The 13,718-nt window shown below is 68.0% G+C and carries 9 protein-coding genes; all 9 read left to right on the top strand.

The annotated features are described in order from the left end of the window. The first annotated feature begins 172 nt into the window (after positions 1–172). Entirely contained in the window at positions 173–988 is an 816-nt protein-coding gene (locus DB354_RS09815) for a fumarylacetoacetate hydrolase family protein (RefSeq protein ID WP_107835419.1), read from the top strand. 165 nt (positions 989–1,153) lie between these two features. Then, the gene (locus tag DB354_RS09810; RefSeq protein WP_158277464.1) at positions 1,154–2,878 is read left to right on the top strand and encodes an alpha/beta hydrolase-fold protein; all 1,725 of its coding nucleotides are present in this window, start codon (positions 1,154–1,156) and stop codon (positions 2,876–2,878) included. Between the two features lie 277 nt (positions 2,879–3,155). Beyond that, positions 3,156–3,638, top strand: a complete 483-nt coding sequence (gene nrfH, locus DB354_RS09805; protein ID WP_233256600.1) for a cytochrome c nitrite reductase small subunit — start codon at positions 3,156–3,158, stop codon at positions 3,636–3,638. Between the two features lie 52 nt (positions 3,639–3,690). Next, positions 3,691–5,154 (top strand): ammonia-forming cytochrome c nitrite reductase subunit c552, encoded by a 1,464-nt coding sequence (locus tag DB354_RS09800; RefSeq protein WP_107835415.1) that lies wholly within the window; start codon positions 3,691–3,693, stop codon positions 5,152–5,154. A gap of 147 nt (positions 5,155–5,301) precedes the next feature. Further along, complete coding sequence (gene gnpA, locus DB354_RS09795; protein WP_107835413.1) at positions 5,302–7,512, top strand: 1,3-beta-galactosyl-N-acetylhexosamine phosphorylase; 2,211 nt, start codon at positions 5,302–5,304, stop codon at positions 7,510–7,512. Between the two features lie 119 nt (positions 7,513–7,631). Then, positions 7,632–9,806 carry a beta-galactosidase gene (locus DB354_RS09790; RefSeq protein ID WP_107835411.1) on the top strand — a complete coding sequence of 725 codons (2,175 nt, stop codon included), beginning with the start codon at positions 7,632–7,634 and terminating at the stop codon, positions 9,804–9,806. Between the two features lie 262 nt (positions 9,807–10,068). Further along, complete coding sequence (locus DB354_RS09785) at positions 10,069–11,097, top strand: cupin domain-containing protein (protein WP_158277463.1); 1,029 nt, start codon at positions 10,069–10,071, stop codon at positions 11,095–11,097. 181 nt (positions 11,098–11,278) lie between these two features. Continuing rightward, positions 11,279–12,013, top strand: a complete 735-nt coding sequence (locus tag DB354_RS09780) for a response regulator transcription factor (protein WP_107835407.1) — start codon at positions 11,279–11,281, stop codon at positions 12,011–12,013. A 115-nt stretch (positions 12,014–12,128) separates the two neighbouring features. After that, positions 12,129–13,655, top strand: coding sequence for a HAMP domain-containing sensor histidine kinase (locus tag DB354_RS09775; protein WP_107835405.1), 1,527 nt, complete (start codon positions 12,129–12,131; stop codon positions 13,653–13,655). The last annotated feature ends 63 nt before the right edge of the window (positions 13,656–13,718 follow it).

Here is a 13,718-nt window from a genome sequence, read left to right as displayed (position 1 = left end):
AAGGCTGAAAGCTGAGGAAGAAACCGCTGAAAGACCGAAGGCTAAAAGACGGCCAAGTTTAGCCCTTCGTTCCCCCAGCCTGCTCCCGCTCCCTTCAGCTTTCAGCCTTCGTCCCTTCAGCCTTCTCCTTTTCAGCCCTTCAGTCCTTCAGCTTTTCAGCCTTTTCTTCCCGATGCGCCTGCTCCGTCACCTCACCGCTTCCGGACCCGCCTACGCCGCGTTGCAGCCTGATGGCCGCGCGCTCGAAGTTGTCGGGGACATCTTCGGCGACTTCCAGGTAACGAACCGCGTCGTCACGCCGGGCAAGTCGCTCGCGCCCGTCGTGCCGACGAACCTCCTGTGCATCGGGCTCAACTACAAGCAGCACGCCGCCGAGAGCAAAAGCCCGCTGCCGCAGTACCCCGTCCTGTTCATCAAGAACACGGCCGCCCTCCAGCACCCCGGCGAGCCGATCGAGATTCCCCAGCACCTCGCCAGCCACCGCGTGGACTACGAATGCGAACTGGCGGTCGTGATCGGACGGCGCTGCAAGAACGCGACGCGCGCCAACGCCCTCGATTACGTCCTTGGCTACACCTGCGCCAACGACGTCTCCGCCCGCGACTGGCAGCGCGACGCCGGCGCCGGCCAGTGGTGCCAGGGCAAGAGCTTCGACACCTTCTGTCCGCTCGGGCCGGTGCTCGTCACCAAGGACGAGATCCCGAACCCGAATGCGCTCCAGCTGAAGACCATCCTGAATGGCCAGGTCATGCAGGACTGGAACACGAACGACATGATCTTCGACGTGCCGGCGATCATCGAGTTTCTCAGCGGCTCCAAGACCCTCCTCCCCGGCACGGTAATCCTCACCGGCACGCCGCATGGCGTCGGCTTCGCGCGCCGCCCGCCGGTGTGGTTGAAAGCCGGCGACAGCATCACGATCGAGATCGAGAAGATCGGCGCCCTCACCAATCCGGTCACCCTGGAGCCCGCTCCCGCCAAAGCTTGAGTCGGCCACCGCGAGGCCCGCGGGGGCCGGTCGCCGCTGACCGATCGGCCAATGGCAGCGCCGAGCATCGGAGGGCATCATCTACCCTGGTTGCACTCGGTCCCAGCGCGTCGCACGTCACCGTACTTGAGCGACCGGGCCGCTTCGCCGCCACGCTCGCGCCCCATGCACCCGCTGCTCCGTTACCTCGCCCTTCTGCTCACGTGCCTCCTCCCGGCCGCCGCGCTCCGCGCGCAACCAGCCGCAAGCCAGCTCCACGCCGCGCCTCGCCAGGGCCAGGTCTTCCTCACTTGGGCGGAATCGGACACCCCGCCCGGCACGACCTTCAACGTGTACGTCGCGGCGGCGCCGATCCGCGATGTCGCGGCGGCCACGCGCATCGGCCACCACATTGAGGCGCACAGCGCGACCGACTGGTGGGAGAACCCGGCCGCGTTTGCCCGGGACGCCAAGCCCGCGGCCGCCCCCGGCTTTCGCCTCGTCGCGCACTCGGACCGGCTCGCTCCCGGCGGCGGCTTGTTCGTCCACACGCCAAGCGCCGCCGCCGAGGCACGGTTCTTCGCGGTGACCACCACCGGCCCAGACGGCACCGAGGACCGGAGCGTGCGCCTCGGCCGCAACGCCACGGCGGCGGGTGTCGCCGTCTCGCACCGGGCGATCGAACCCATCTGGCAACCCGATGCGCCGGCGCCCGCGCCGGGAGCGGGCGAGGGACTGCCGCTCCGCATGGAACTGCACGCGAAGGGCGGCGTGGTCGCTGGCAGCGAGTATCTGATGTTTGGCGACGCCAGCATGGGTTGGCGGGAGGGACTGCCCTTCCGTTTCAGCGTGCGCATCGCGGAGGACGAGGTTGTGGTGCGGCCCACCGACCGCAACTGGATCAACCGCCCCTTCACGGAGGCGGGCGACAGCGGCGTTCCGGCGATTTGGACGTTCTGGTATGGCACGAGTTCGCAGATTTACGACCGCTCGACCACGGCGCAGGGCGTCCCGACCGCCTACACCGAGCGTCGGCTGCTCTGGCTTCTCGACTGGGTGCAGCGCCACTACCGCACTGACCGCAACCGCTGGTACTGCAACGGCAGTTCGATGGGCGGGTGTGGCACACTCACCTTCGCCTATCGGCATCCCGAGTTGTTCGCGGCGTGCCACGCCAATGTGCCGATTGTGGCGTATCGTTACGCCAGCTCAGCCGCCGCCGGCTTCACCGCCCACCGGCTCGAGCCACTCGTGGGCGGCCCCATCGCGTCGGACCTGTTGACAGACGATGGCGCCCGTCTTCTCGAACGGATGGACACCGGCCGGTATGTCACCGGCGCGTCCGCCGACCTACCGTTCCTGTTCATCCTGAATGGCCGGCAGGACACGTCGATTCCGTGGGCGAACAACCCCGGCTTCTACCGGACCCTCGACGAATCCCGGCAAGGCTTCGCCGCCCATTGGAATGATGGCACGCACGGAACGGTCGCCCGCGACGCGCCGGACGACATCAAGGGCTGGAAGAAGCGGCTGCGGCGTTTCCGGCTGAACGAGAGCTTCCCCGCGTTCTCGCACACCTCGACCAATCGCGACCCCGGCGACGGTGCGCCCACCTCGGGCGACATCGTGGGCTGGATGAACCGCGGGCTCGACTGGTCTGGAATCGTGGACGAGCCCGACCATTACGAGATCACCCTCCAAGCGGAGCCCTCCGTGAGCGCCGAACCCGTGCGGACCGACGTGACCCTGCGCCGCGTCCAGCATTTCCGCCCGCGTCCCGGTGACGAGCTTACGGTCATCCAGGACAGCGCAGCTCCGACGCGTATCCGCGTCGACCCCACGGGGCATATCACCGTCCCGGGTGTCGTCATTCCTCCCGCCCGCCCCACCCGCCTCCGCATCAGTCGCTGACAACCAGAGGTCGGAAGCCGGAAGCCCGAGGCCAGAAGCCAGAGGCCGGACGCCAGAGGCCAGATGCCCGGATGCCAGAGGCCAGAAGCCGGAAGCCGGAAATCGAGTTCGACTTCAGCCTTCCGCCTTCAGCTTTCAGCCTTTCCCCGGGACGGCTTCAGCTTTCCGTCTTTGCCCGCGCGCGCAGGCTTGATCCAGATCATGCGCCCGGCCAGTTTCCCGGGAACAGCGGCGGTTCTGCTTTGACCATCCCACCTCCGAACTGACGCTGAGCCGCATGCCCGTGACCCCACCTCGGACACGTACCAAGATCCTGCTGCTGCTCGCGTTGGCGAGCACGGTTGGGCTATTCGCCGGCGCGGGTTCGTACACGTTCTACTACGCCCGCGGCCTCTCGTATTTTTCGAACGATCCGAAGGCCTGCGTGAACTGCCACATCATGCGGGAGCAATACGACGGCTGGCTGAAGTCGCCGCATCATGCGGTCGCCACCTGCAACGACTGCCACACCCCGCACGATCTGCTCGGGAAGTACCTCACGAAGGCGGAGAACGGCTACTGGCACTCGAAGGGGTTCACGCTCCAGGATTTTCACGAGCCGATCCAGATCCGCCCCAAGAACTCCACCGTGCTGCAGCGCAACTGCGTGTCCTGCCACCAGCAGATCGTATCCGGAATCAACACCCACCCCGGCAAGAGCCGCGAGATGCTCGACTGCATCCACTGTCACCGGGACGTCGGCCACGGCCCGACCATCTGAACGCCCGCCACCTCCGCCCTCCTTCACTCCGCCCGTCCGACTTCTTTCCCTCATGAACTCGCCTTTCTCCTCCCGTCGTGGCGTCGCCCTCTGGGTCTACGTCGCCGTGATCGCCGGTGTCGCGCTGGCCACGTTTCTGGTGCTGCTGCTCTACCAGAACATCGTGAACCGTCAGGCCGAGGCGACGCAGCACGTATTCCGCGTCGTCAACGTCGACGACAGCACGACGGACCCCGTTCTCTGGGGAAAGAATTACCCGCGCCAGTACGACAGCTACAAGCGGACGGTGGACAAGATCTACACCAAGTACGGCGGCAGCGAGGCGTTCTCCCACCTCGAGCGTGACCCGGCCTGGAAGCGCATCTTCAACGGCTACGCCTTCGCCGTGGATTACCGCGAGGAACGCGGCCACGCCTACATGCTGGTTGACCAGCGCGAGACCGAACGCGTGAAGCAGTTCAAGCAACCCGGCGCCTGCCTCCAGTGCCACGCCTCCGTCATCCCCGCCTACATCGAAGCCGGCCTCAAGGCTGGCGCGCCCGCCGGCAAGGAGCACCGCGAGGAGCAGATCCAGAAGGGTTTCGAGGTCATCTGTCCGCAGCCGTACGCCGAGGTCACCAAACTGGTCGAGCATCCCGTCTCCTGCATCGACTGCCATGAGGCCGACACGATGAACCTGCGCGTTTCCCGGCCCGCCTTCCTCAACGGCATCCGCGCGCTCGCCCGCTCCGACTACGCCACCCCGCACCTGCCCAGCATCGAGCGCTGGCGCCGCGAGGGCCGCCAGGGCGAATACAACCCCAACACCGAAGCTTCCCGCCAGGAGATGCGCTCCATGGTCTGCGCCCAGTGCCACAACGAGTACTACTTCAAGGGCGACAAGAAGCTCGTGACCAACCCGTGGGACAAGGGCCTGCGCGTGGAGAACATCGAGGCGTATTACGACGCCCAGAACTACAAGGACTGGACGCACAAGGAGACCGGCGCCGGCGTCCTCAAGGCGCAGCACCCCGAGTTCGAAATGTGGAGCCAGGGCGTGCACGCGCGCGCCGGCGTCGCCTGCGCCGACTGCCACATGCCGTACCAGCGCGAAGGCGCGATCAAGGTGAGCAACCACCACGTCAGCTCGCCGATGCTCAACCTCGCCGCCGCCTGCCAGACCTGCCACCGCGTGCCCGAGACCGAGCTCAAGGCCCGCATCGAAACCATCCAGGACCGCAACCGCCTGCTGCTCGACCGCGGCCAGGTGGCCGTCGTCGGCCTGATCGACGCGCTGATCAACGCCGAGAAGTCCGGCGCCTCCGCCGAGCAGCTCAAGGCCGCCCGCGAACTGCAGCGCAAGGCCCAATGGCGCCTCGACTTCGTCTACGCCGAGAACTCCATGGGCTTCCATGCCTCGCAGGAGGCCGCCCGCATCCTCGCCGAAGCCATCGACTACGCCCGCCAGGGCGAGATCGAAGCCGCGAAGATCACCCCGACGCACGCCCCCCAGCCGGTCAAAACCGCCAGCAACTGACCATAGGCTTTTTCGGGGCGAGCCCCGCTCGCCCCGAAAAAGCCTGACTGTCATCCCCCCGGAGGGTTTTCCCGGCGCGGCGGCCCCGCCGACGATGCTGTTGCGCCTGCGGGCTGATCGTCGTCAGCTCCGGCGTCGCATCCTCCCATGCAACCTTCCTCTCTCAATTCCGGCGATTTCACGCTGCCCGGTGAAGCCGGTTACGAGCAACTCACGCTGCGCCTCGCCAAGAAGTGGGGCGCCGACACGATCCGCGATTCCGACGGCACCCAGCTGTCGCCCGAGATCGTCCAGTCCGGCTACGACATCTACTCGACCGTCTGCCTGGTCCGCTCCGTGCAGCCCTGGGCGCGCGTCAACCGGAACAAGCTCCAGCAGAACTTCCTGATGAGCTACCCGGTCGTGGCGGAGAAGAAGACCGTCACGATCACCCCGCTCGCCGGCTACTTCACCGAGCAATTCGTGCTCAACGTCGAAGACGACCCGAAGAAGTGGTGGCAGGTGTTCGACCGCACCACCGGCACCGAGGTCGCCAAGCGCGCGTGGGACTTCAATGTCCGCAAGGGCACGGTCACCGTCCGCGACACAATTCCCGGCCACAGCTACACCGTGAACTTCCTCGCCTTCCGCATCTGGGAGGAGATCTCGATGTACAACCACATCACCAACAATTGGGGCGACCGCGAACACCTCGCGGCCGTGGATCCGATGCATCCGGAAACCCAGCGGGTGATCCTCAAGTTCCTCGACGGCTGGCTCGCCGACCATCCGGACACCCGCGTGGTCCGCTTCACGTCGATGTTCTACAACTTCTCCTGGTTCTGGGGCGCCAACCAGGCCACGTTGCGCGACGTGTATTCGGATTGGGGTGACTACGCGATGACCGTCAGCCCGCGCGCCCTCACCGAATTCAAGAAGGTCTACGGCTACGCGCTCACCTCCGAGGACTTCGTCAACGGCGGGCTCTACAACTCCACCCACAACGCCCCGTCGCGCCGCTACCGCGACTACATGGCGTTCATCCACGACTTCGTCATCGCCTTCGGCCGCCAGTGCATCGACCGCGTCCACGCCGCCGGCAAGAAGGCCTACGTGTTCTACGATGACCACTGGATCGGCGTGGAGCCCAACAGCGCGCGGTTCGCCGAGTTCGGCTTCGACGGCCTGATCAAGTGTGTGTTCAACGCGTTCGAGGTCCGCCTCTGCGCCCACGCCCAGGGCGTGAAGACCCACGAGCTCCGGCTGCACCCGTACCTGTTCCCGACGGGGCTCAAGGGCGAGCCGACCTTCAAGGCCGGCGGCAACCCGACACTCGATGCGAAGAACTTCTGGATCGACGCCCGCCGCGGCATCCTGCGCGCGCCGATCGATCGCATCGGCCTCGGCGGCTACCTCTCGCTCGTCGAGCCGTTCCCGGACTTTCAGGACTACATCGAGCAGCTCGCCCGCGAGTTCCGCCTGCTGAAGTCCTTCCACGCCGCCGGCAAGCCCTACACCGCGCCGTTCAAGGTCGCCGTGCTGACCGCGTGGGGCGACCTGCGCGCCTGGACCTGCTCCGGCCACTTCACGGCCAGCGTTGAGCTCTACCACGTCATCGAGGCCCTCGCCGGCCTGCCGGTCGACGTGTCCTTCATCAGCTTCGACGACCTCAAGGAGAGCGGCGTGCCGCGCGGCGTGAAGGTCATCATCAATTGCGGCCGCGACGGCAGCGCCTGGAGCGGCGGCCACTACTGGAACGATCCCGAGGTCGTCGCCTGCCTGACCAACTGGGCCGGCAAGGGCGGCGCCGTCGTCGGCATCGGCGAGCCGTCCGCATTCGCCACGGCGGGCCAGTTCTTCCGGCTGGCGCCCGTCCTCGGTGTCGACCGCGACCGCGGTGAGCGCATCGCCAACGGCAAATACAAGTACGCCGCCCCCGCGGGCCGCGTCGCCGGCATCGCCGACCACTTCATCACCGCCGACCTCACGAGCGCCCCGGACCTCGGTCGCGACGTCGAGGGCACGTACGTCCTCGACGGCACGACGACGGTCCTCGCCGAGCGCGAGGGCACGCCGCGTCTGACGACGCATGCGTTCGGCCGCGGCCGCGCCGTGTACCTGTCGGGCTTCAAGTTCACCGCCGAAAACACCCGGCTCCTCCACCGCGCCCTCTTCTGGGCCGCGGCGCAGGAAGCGGCGTGGCCGGTCTGGAACACGACCAACGTCCGCACCGAGTGCGCCTGGTTCGCCGCCGAGAAAAAGCTCGTCGTCATCAACAACGCCGGCGAGCCGCAGCAGACCACCGTCACGCTCGCCGACGGCCGCACGCAGAAACGCGTCGACCTCGCCGCGCACGACATCGCGATCCTCGACGTCTAGTCCTCCTGCCGGGGCGGCAGGGTAATCCTTTCCGCCCCGTGGTTCGTCATCCTCTTCGTTCCCGTTCCTCCCGCCGTCGCGGTGGTGAGGCCGGGAACGAACCGTTTTCCCCTTTCGCCATGCACCCCAAACGCCTTCGCCTCGCCCTCGCGCTCAGCACGCTCGCCGCCCTCCCCTTCGTCGCCCGCGCCGCCACCCCCGCGACCGCCCAGCCGGCTGCCGCCGCCACGACTCCCGCGAAACCCGCGGCCAGCGAGCCCACCCGCTTCCTGTTTCCCGCCGCCGATCTGATGAACATCGGCGTGTACTACTACCCCGAGGCCTGGCCGGCCGACCAGTGGGCCCGCGACATCGCCCATATCCGCGAGCTCGGGCTCGAGTTCATCCACGTCGGCGAGTTCGCCTGGGCCTTCATGGAGCCCACCGAGGGGAAGTTCGACTTCGCCTGGCTCGACCGCGTCATCCAGCTGTCCGCCGACCAGGGGCTCAAGGTCATCCTCTGCACGCCCACGCCGACGCCCCCGGCCTGGCTCACTGAAAAGCACCCCGAGGTTCTCATGGTCGACGCCAACGGCCGCACCATGATCCACGGCACGCGCCAGCACGCCACGTGGAGCTCCGACGTCTACCGCGGCTACGTGGCCAAGATCGTCCACGAGCTCGGCCGCCGCTACGGCCACGACCCGCGCGTCTGGGGCTGGCAACTCGACAACGAGCTCACCCACTACGGCAAGGAGCCGGACTTCAGCGCGTCCTCCCAGCGCAAGTTCCAGGCGTGGTTGAAAACCAAGTACGGCACGATCGACGCCCTCAACCGCGACTGGGGCAACGCGTTCTGGTCCCAGATGTACCAGCACTTCGGCCAGATCCGGCTGCCGAACGAAAAGGAGTACGTCGCCCAGTTCAACCCGCACCAGATGCTCGACGCCCAGCGCTGGTTCGCCGAGGAGACCGCCGACTACCTGCGCTTCCAGACCAACATCCTCCGCCAGTATTGCGGCCACCGGCAGTGGATCACCACGAACCACATCCACAACTTCAGCGCCGTGAACCCCGTGCTCAACGGCGCAGACTTCGACGTCGTCTCGTGGACGCACTACCCTGCCCACGGCAACGCCAACCGCGGCCCGCTCGGGTTCCGGCTCGGCGACCCGTACGTGATGTCCTTCGCCGGCGACTTCATGCGCAGCATCAACGGCCAGGCCGGCATCATGGAGCTCCAGCCCGGCCAGGTGAACTGGGGCGACGTCAACCCGCAGCCTTACCCGGGCGCCGTCCGCCTCTGGCTCATGCGCATCTTCGCCAGCGGCTCCAAGTTCGCCTGCGCCTATCGCTACCGCCAGCCGCTCTACGGCGCCGAACTCTACCACTACGGCCTCGTGGGCACCGACGGCGTCACCCCGTCCACCGGCGGCCTGCAATACGCCCAGACCATGCAGGACATCGTCGCGCTCCGCCGCGTCGCCCAGCCCGGCGCCCCGCTCCCCGCCGCGTACGCCGCCCGGCGCACCGCGCTGCTGTACGACTACGAGAACCGCTGGGACATCGATAACCACAAGCAGCACAAGGCGTGGGACACGTACGGCCACCTGATGAAGTACTACGCCGCGCTCAAACGCGCCGGCGCGCCCGTCGACATCCTCACCGGCGACCGCGACATCTCCGCCTACCCGTTTGTTGTCGCCCCCGCCTACCAGCTCCTCGACGCGAAGCTCGTCGCCCGCTGGCGCAGCTACGTGGAACAGGGCGGCCACCTCATCCTCACCTGCCGCACCGGCCAGAAGGACCGCCGCGGCCAGCTCTGGGAAGGCCCGTGGGCCGCGCCGATCCTCGACCTGATCGGCGCCGACATCTCGTTCTACGACACCCTGCCCGCCCCGAACGTCGGCCAGGTTCGCGGTCCCGGCGGCGCCCACCCCTGGCAGACCTGGGGCGAGGTGCTCGCGCCGCGCGCCAACGCCGGCGTCACCCCGCTCGCGACATATCTCGACCAGTACTACGCCAACGGCCTCGCCGCCATCACGCGCCCGCTCGGCCGCGGCAGCGTCACCTACATCGGCGTCGACTCCCTGAACGGCGAACTCGAGGTGGAACTCGTGCGCGACGTCCTCACCCGCGCCGGCGCCAAGCCCGCCGCTTACCCGGAGGGCTTCGTCGTCGACTGGCGCGACGGGCTCTGGATCGCCACGAACTTCACCGCCCAGCCCCAGGCCGCGCCCGTCCCCACCAACGCGAAGCTCCTGCTCGGCGCCCGCGAACTCCCCATCGCCGGCGTCGCCGTCTGGCAGGAGTAGCCAGTTTTCGCCGACACGAAAACTGACGATCAGGAGGGCAGGACGGCTGCAATTATATCCTACCGTTCTGCAGTGGCTTGCGGGATAATGCCCAGATACTCGGCAATAATGTCCGGATACTTTTGGGAGAATGTCCGGATACTCCCCGCAGCTGGCAGACTCGCGCGCCCGGAGTTCACTGTGCCCCACAGCCCGGCGCCCAGCATACTCGCCCCGCACTTACGCTTTAGTCCTGCCCGCCCACTCTCACTTTCACTCGACCGTGCACCACACCCACATCCCCGCTCTGCCATGGCAGGAGCGCCGTTCAGACGCCGGACGCCACCGCACCCTCGTCCGCGAAATCTCCGCCGCGCTCGGCGGCCGACCGCACACCGGCACATGGGGTGGCGGCCATCCGTTTGCTGTGGAGCTCGTCCGCGTCCCACCGGGCGCCGCGCTCAGTCCGTTCCAAGCTCACCTCGCCCAATGGGAGTTCGTGCTCGTCCTGAGCGGTGCGGGTGAGGTCCGCCGGGGCGAGAGCACCGACGCCGTCCGTCCCGGCCATGTCTTCGTCCACCCTCCCGGGGAGGCCCATCAGCTCCGCAACTCCGGCTCCGTCGACCTCGAGGTCATGCTCGTCACCGATCAGCCGCTGCTCGACGCGGTGCACGATCTCGACTCCGGCACCTGGCACCTGCGCGCACCCGGGCAGAAGCTCGCGTCGACCCACTTGTCCCCGGCGACCGGGTCCTCCGCGGCAGCGCCGAACGACCGCACTGCGGCCAGCCCGCTGCTGACCGCGTCTGCGTCGCCGGGAGCCACTCTGGCCGACCGGCTGCGCCACACGAACGACATTCCCTGGGAGAGCTGGGACTCGCCGCGTCGCCGCTTCCTCGGCACCAGCCAGGAGCTCTCGATCGCGCTCGGCGCGCAGCGCAACACGCCGATTGGGCTGGGGGGCCATCCGTTCGAAGTCGAATTCAGCCGGCTCGATCCCGGGATGACCGGCTGTCCGTTTCACAGCCACGCCGCGCAATGGGAGCTGTACTGGATTGTGCGCGGCCAGGCGACGGTGCGCGCCGGCGAAACCGCCCATACGTTCGGTCCGGGCGACGTCGTCCTGCACCCGCCCGGCGAGCCCCACCAGATTCGCAATGCCTCGGCCACCGAGCGGCTCGAGTTCTACCTCATCGCCGACAATCCGCCTGCCGACTACTGGCACTACCCCGACTCCAGAAAGTGGGGTTTCCGCGCCCCGCGCATGTTCTTCCGTCCCACCGAAGCCGACTACTACGACGGCGAGGAGTAAGCCGGAGGCCAGAGGACGGAAGCCAGAGGCCCGAATCCCGAAGCTAGTGGCCACAGCAAGATTCGCTGCTGGCCTCTGACTGCTGACATCTGACATCCGGCCTCTGGCCTCTGGCTTCTGCCTTCCGGCTTGGCGCTCCGCTTTCTTGCCGACGGGCGGCTTTTCTCGCAAACCGGTTCCCATGCCCGAAACGACGGACGGCCGCACGCGGCTGCTGATGATCGATGACGACCGGAAGCTCTGCCGCCTCGTCAGCGCTTACCTGGAACCGCTCGGGTTCGATGTCACCGCGGTGCATACCGGACCCGACGGCGTCGCGCAGGCCACGGCGGCCGGTGCCACCTGGCACGCGATCATCCTCGATGTGATGCTCCCCGGCCTCGACGGCTTTGAGGTACTCAAGCGCGTCCGCGCGCAGAGCACCGTCCCGATCCTGATGCTCACTGCGCGCGGCGATGAGACCGACCGCATCGTCGGCCTCGAGGTCGGCGCCGATGACTACCTACCCAAGACCTTTTCCACCCGCGAGCTGCTCGCCCGGCTGCGTGCCGTGCTGCGCCGCAACCAGCTCGCGCAGGCCGCCGGGACCGCCGCCACCCCGCCGCCCCCCGCCGAAATCGTCGTTGGTCCGCTGCGGGTGAACATCGAAGCGCGCACCGCGGTGCTCGGCGCCGCCCCCCTCACGCTCACGCCCGTGGAGTTCGACTTGCTCGCCTGTCTCGCCCGCGCCCGCGGTCGCGTGAAATCACGCGAGGCCCTGCTCGATGAGATCCGCGATCGCAACTACGACGTGTTCGATCGCTCGATCGACGTCCACATCTCCGCCCTACGCAAGAAGCTCGGCGACGACGCCAAGGAGCCGCGCTTCATCCGGACCGTCCGCTCCGCCGGCTACATGCTCACCGGCCCCGCCTGAAGCGGCCGGCGGCAGCGCGCGCCCGCGCCTCCATCCCGTTTTTTGTTAAGCTCGCGTAAACGTTGGGGTAATTCGCCCGCCAATCCGCCAAGCTGCGTCCTGGTTTCACGGATGCATGAAGGTCCGCTTCCCTCTCTCGGTTAAGGTCGGCCTCTGGCTGCTGCTCAATCTGGCGCTGCTGGGTGGCGGCGCCGCGGCGTTCCTGTTCACCCAGGGTGGCCGAGGCTGGAGCACCTTCGTGGTCGGCACGCCCGGGGATCGCCTGCAGTCACTCGGCGACGTCATCGCGGGCGAGGTCTCCGCCGCCTCACCCGCCGCGCGCGACGCCGTGCTCGCCCGCTTCAGCACCGCCTATCACGCCGACTTCCTGCTCGCCCGCTCGCGCAGCGGCCGGCTCGCCGGCGCCAAGCTCGCACTGCCCGCGGTCGTGCAACGCCGGCTCGAACAACGCCGCCCGGGACCACGGCCCATGCTCGAGCCGCCCGAGGCGCTCGACGGCCCGGAGCCGCGCTTCTCCGACCTCGACCAGCAACCCCAGCCTCCCGACGCCCCCCCTCCGCTCCCGCCGGGCGAACTTCGGGGCAGCCCGACGAAAGGCACACCGGGCGGCCCCGGCGACCGCTTTCTCATCCGCGCCGGCGGCAACCAGGGCTGGTGGATCGGGCTCGAGGTGCGGCTCGGAGGCGCCGACTTCCGCACCGGCCCGACCACGCTCCTTATCCACGCCAGCTCCTTCTGGCGGGTCCTGCTCCTCCTCGATCTTTCCTCCTGGATCCTCGTCGCGTGCTCCGTCCTCGCGGGGTCCGTTCTCATCTGGCTTCCCCTGGTCCGCAGCATCACCCGCCATATCCAGGCTCTCACGACGGCAACCGAGCACATCGCCGAGGGCCGGTTCTCCACCCGCGTCCCGGCCGACCGCCGCGACGAACTCGGCCGGCTCGGCGAATCGGTCAACACCATGGCCGCGCGGCTCGACACGCTCGTCAACGGCCAGAAGCGCTTCCTGGCCGACGTCGCCCACGAACTGGGTTCCCCGATCGGCCGGCTGCAGGTCGCCACCGAAATTCTCGCTGCCCGCGCCGATCCAGACCTGCAAGTCCAGGTCGGCGACGTCCGCGAGGAGGTCCAGCACATGGCCACGCTCGTCAACGAGCTGCTGGCCTTCACCCGCGCCGGCATGCAGCCCCGCGGCCCATCCCTTACCCCGGTCGCCGTGGAGTCCCTCTTCGCCGCCGTGGTCGCGCGGGAGGATGCCACCGGTCGCGTGCAGCGCCGTTTCTCCCCGTCCCTGCAGGTCCTCGCCGACGAACCGCTGCTCCTCCGTGCCGTCTGCAATCTGGTCCGCAACGCGCTTCGCTACAGTGACGCCCTCAGCCCGGTCGTGCTCTCGGCGCTCCGCGAGCGCGATGCCGTTGTCATCGCCGTGGAGGACGAAGGCCCCGGCGTGCCCGCCGCCGCCCTCGAGCGGCTGGGCGAACCTTTCTACCGCCCCGAGTTCGCTCGCACCCGCGAAACCGGCGGCGTCGGCCTCGGGCTCGCCATCGTGCGCACAAGCGTGACCGCCTGTGGAGGTCAGGTACGTTTCACCAATCGCTCGCCGCGCGGCTTCCGCGCCGAACTCCGCCTTCCCGCCGCCAGCTAAGCCGCGCGAATGTCCGCAACGACGTCCATTTCGTCGCCATCCAAAAGCGCGCATCCCAATTTC

Source organism: Opitutus sp. ER46 (assembly GCF_003054705.1).
In the GTDB taxonomy this organism is placed as follows: Bacteria; Verrucomicrobiota; Verrucomicrobiia; order Opitutales; family Opitutaceae; genus ER46.
The sequence above is the reverse complement of the archived record's forward strand: the minus strand, read 5'-3'. Positions and strand labels throughout refer to the sequence as shown.

Excerpts from the sequence above, each read along its gene's own strand:
- DB354_RS09815 (WP_107835419.1), top strand. The coding sequence starts at position 173 with ATGCGCCTGCTCCGTCACCTCACCGCTTCCGGACCCGCCTACGCCGCG.
- DB354_RS09790 (WP_107835411.1), top strand. The coding sequence starts at position 7,632 with ATGCACCCCAAACGCCTTCGCCTCGCCCTCGCGCTCAGCACGCTCGCC.
- DB354_RS09780 (WP_107835407.1), top strand. The coding sequence starts at position 11,279 with ATGCCCGAAACGACGGACGGCCGCACGCGGCTGCTGATGATCGATGAC.
- DB354_RS09800 (WP_107835415.1), top strand. The coding sequence starts at position 3,691 with ATGAACTCGCCTTTCTCCTCCCGTCGTGGCGTCGCCCTCTGGGTCTAC.
- gnpA (WP_107835413.1), top strand. The coding sequence starts at position 5,302 with ATGCAACCTTCCTCTCTCAATTCCGGCGATTTCACGCTGCCCGGTGAA.
- nrfH (WP_233256600.1), top strand. The coding sequence starts at position 3,156 with ATGCCCGTGACCCCACCTCGGACACGTACCAAGATCCTGCTGCTGCTC.
- DB354_RS09775 (WP_107835405.1), top strand. The coding sequence starts at position 12,129 with ATGAAGGTCCGCTTCCCTCTCTCGGTTAAGGTCGGCCTCTGGCTGCTG.
- DB354_RS09810 (WP_158277464.1), top strand. The coding sequence starts at position 1,154 with ATGCACCCGCTGCTCCGTTACCTCGCCCTTCTGCTCACGTGCCTCCTC.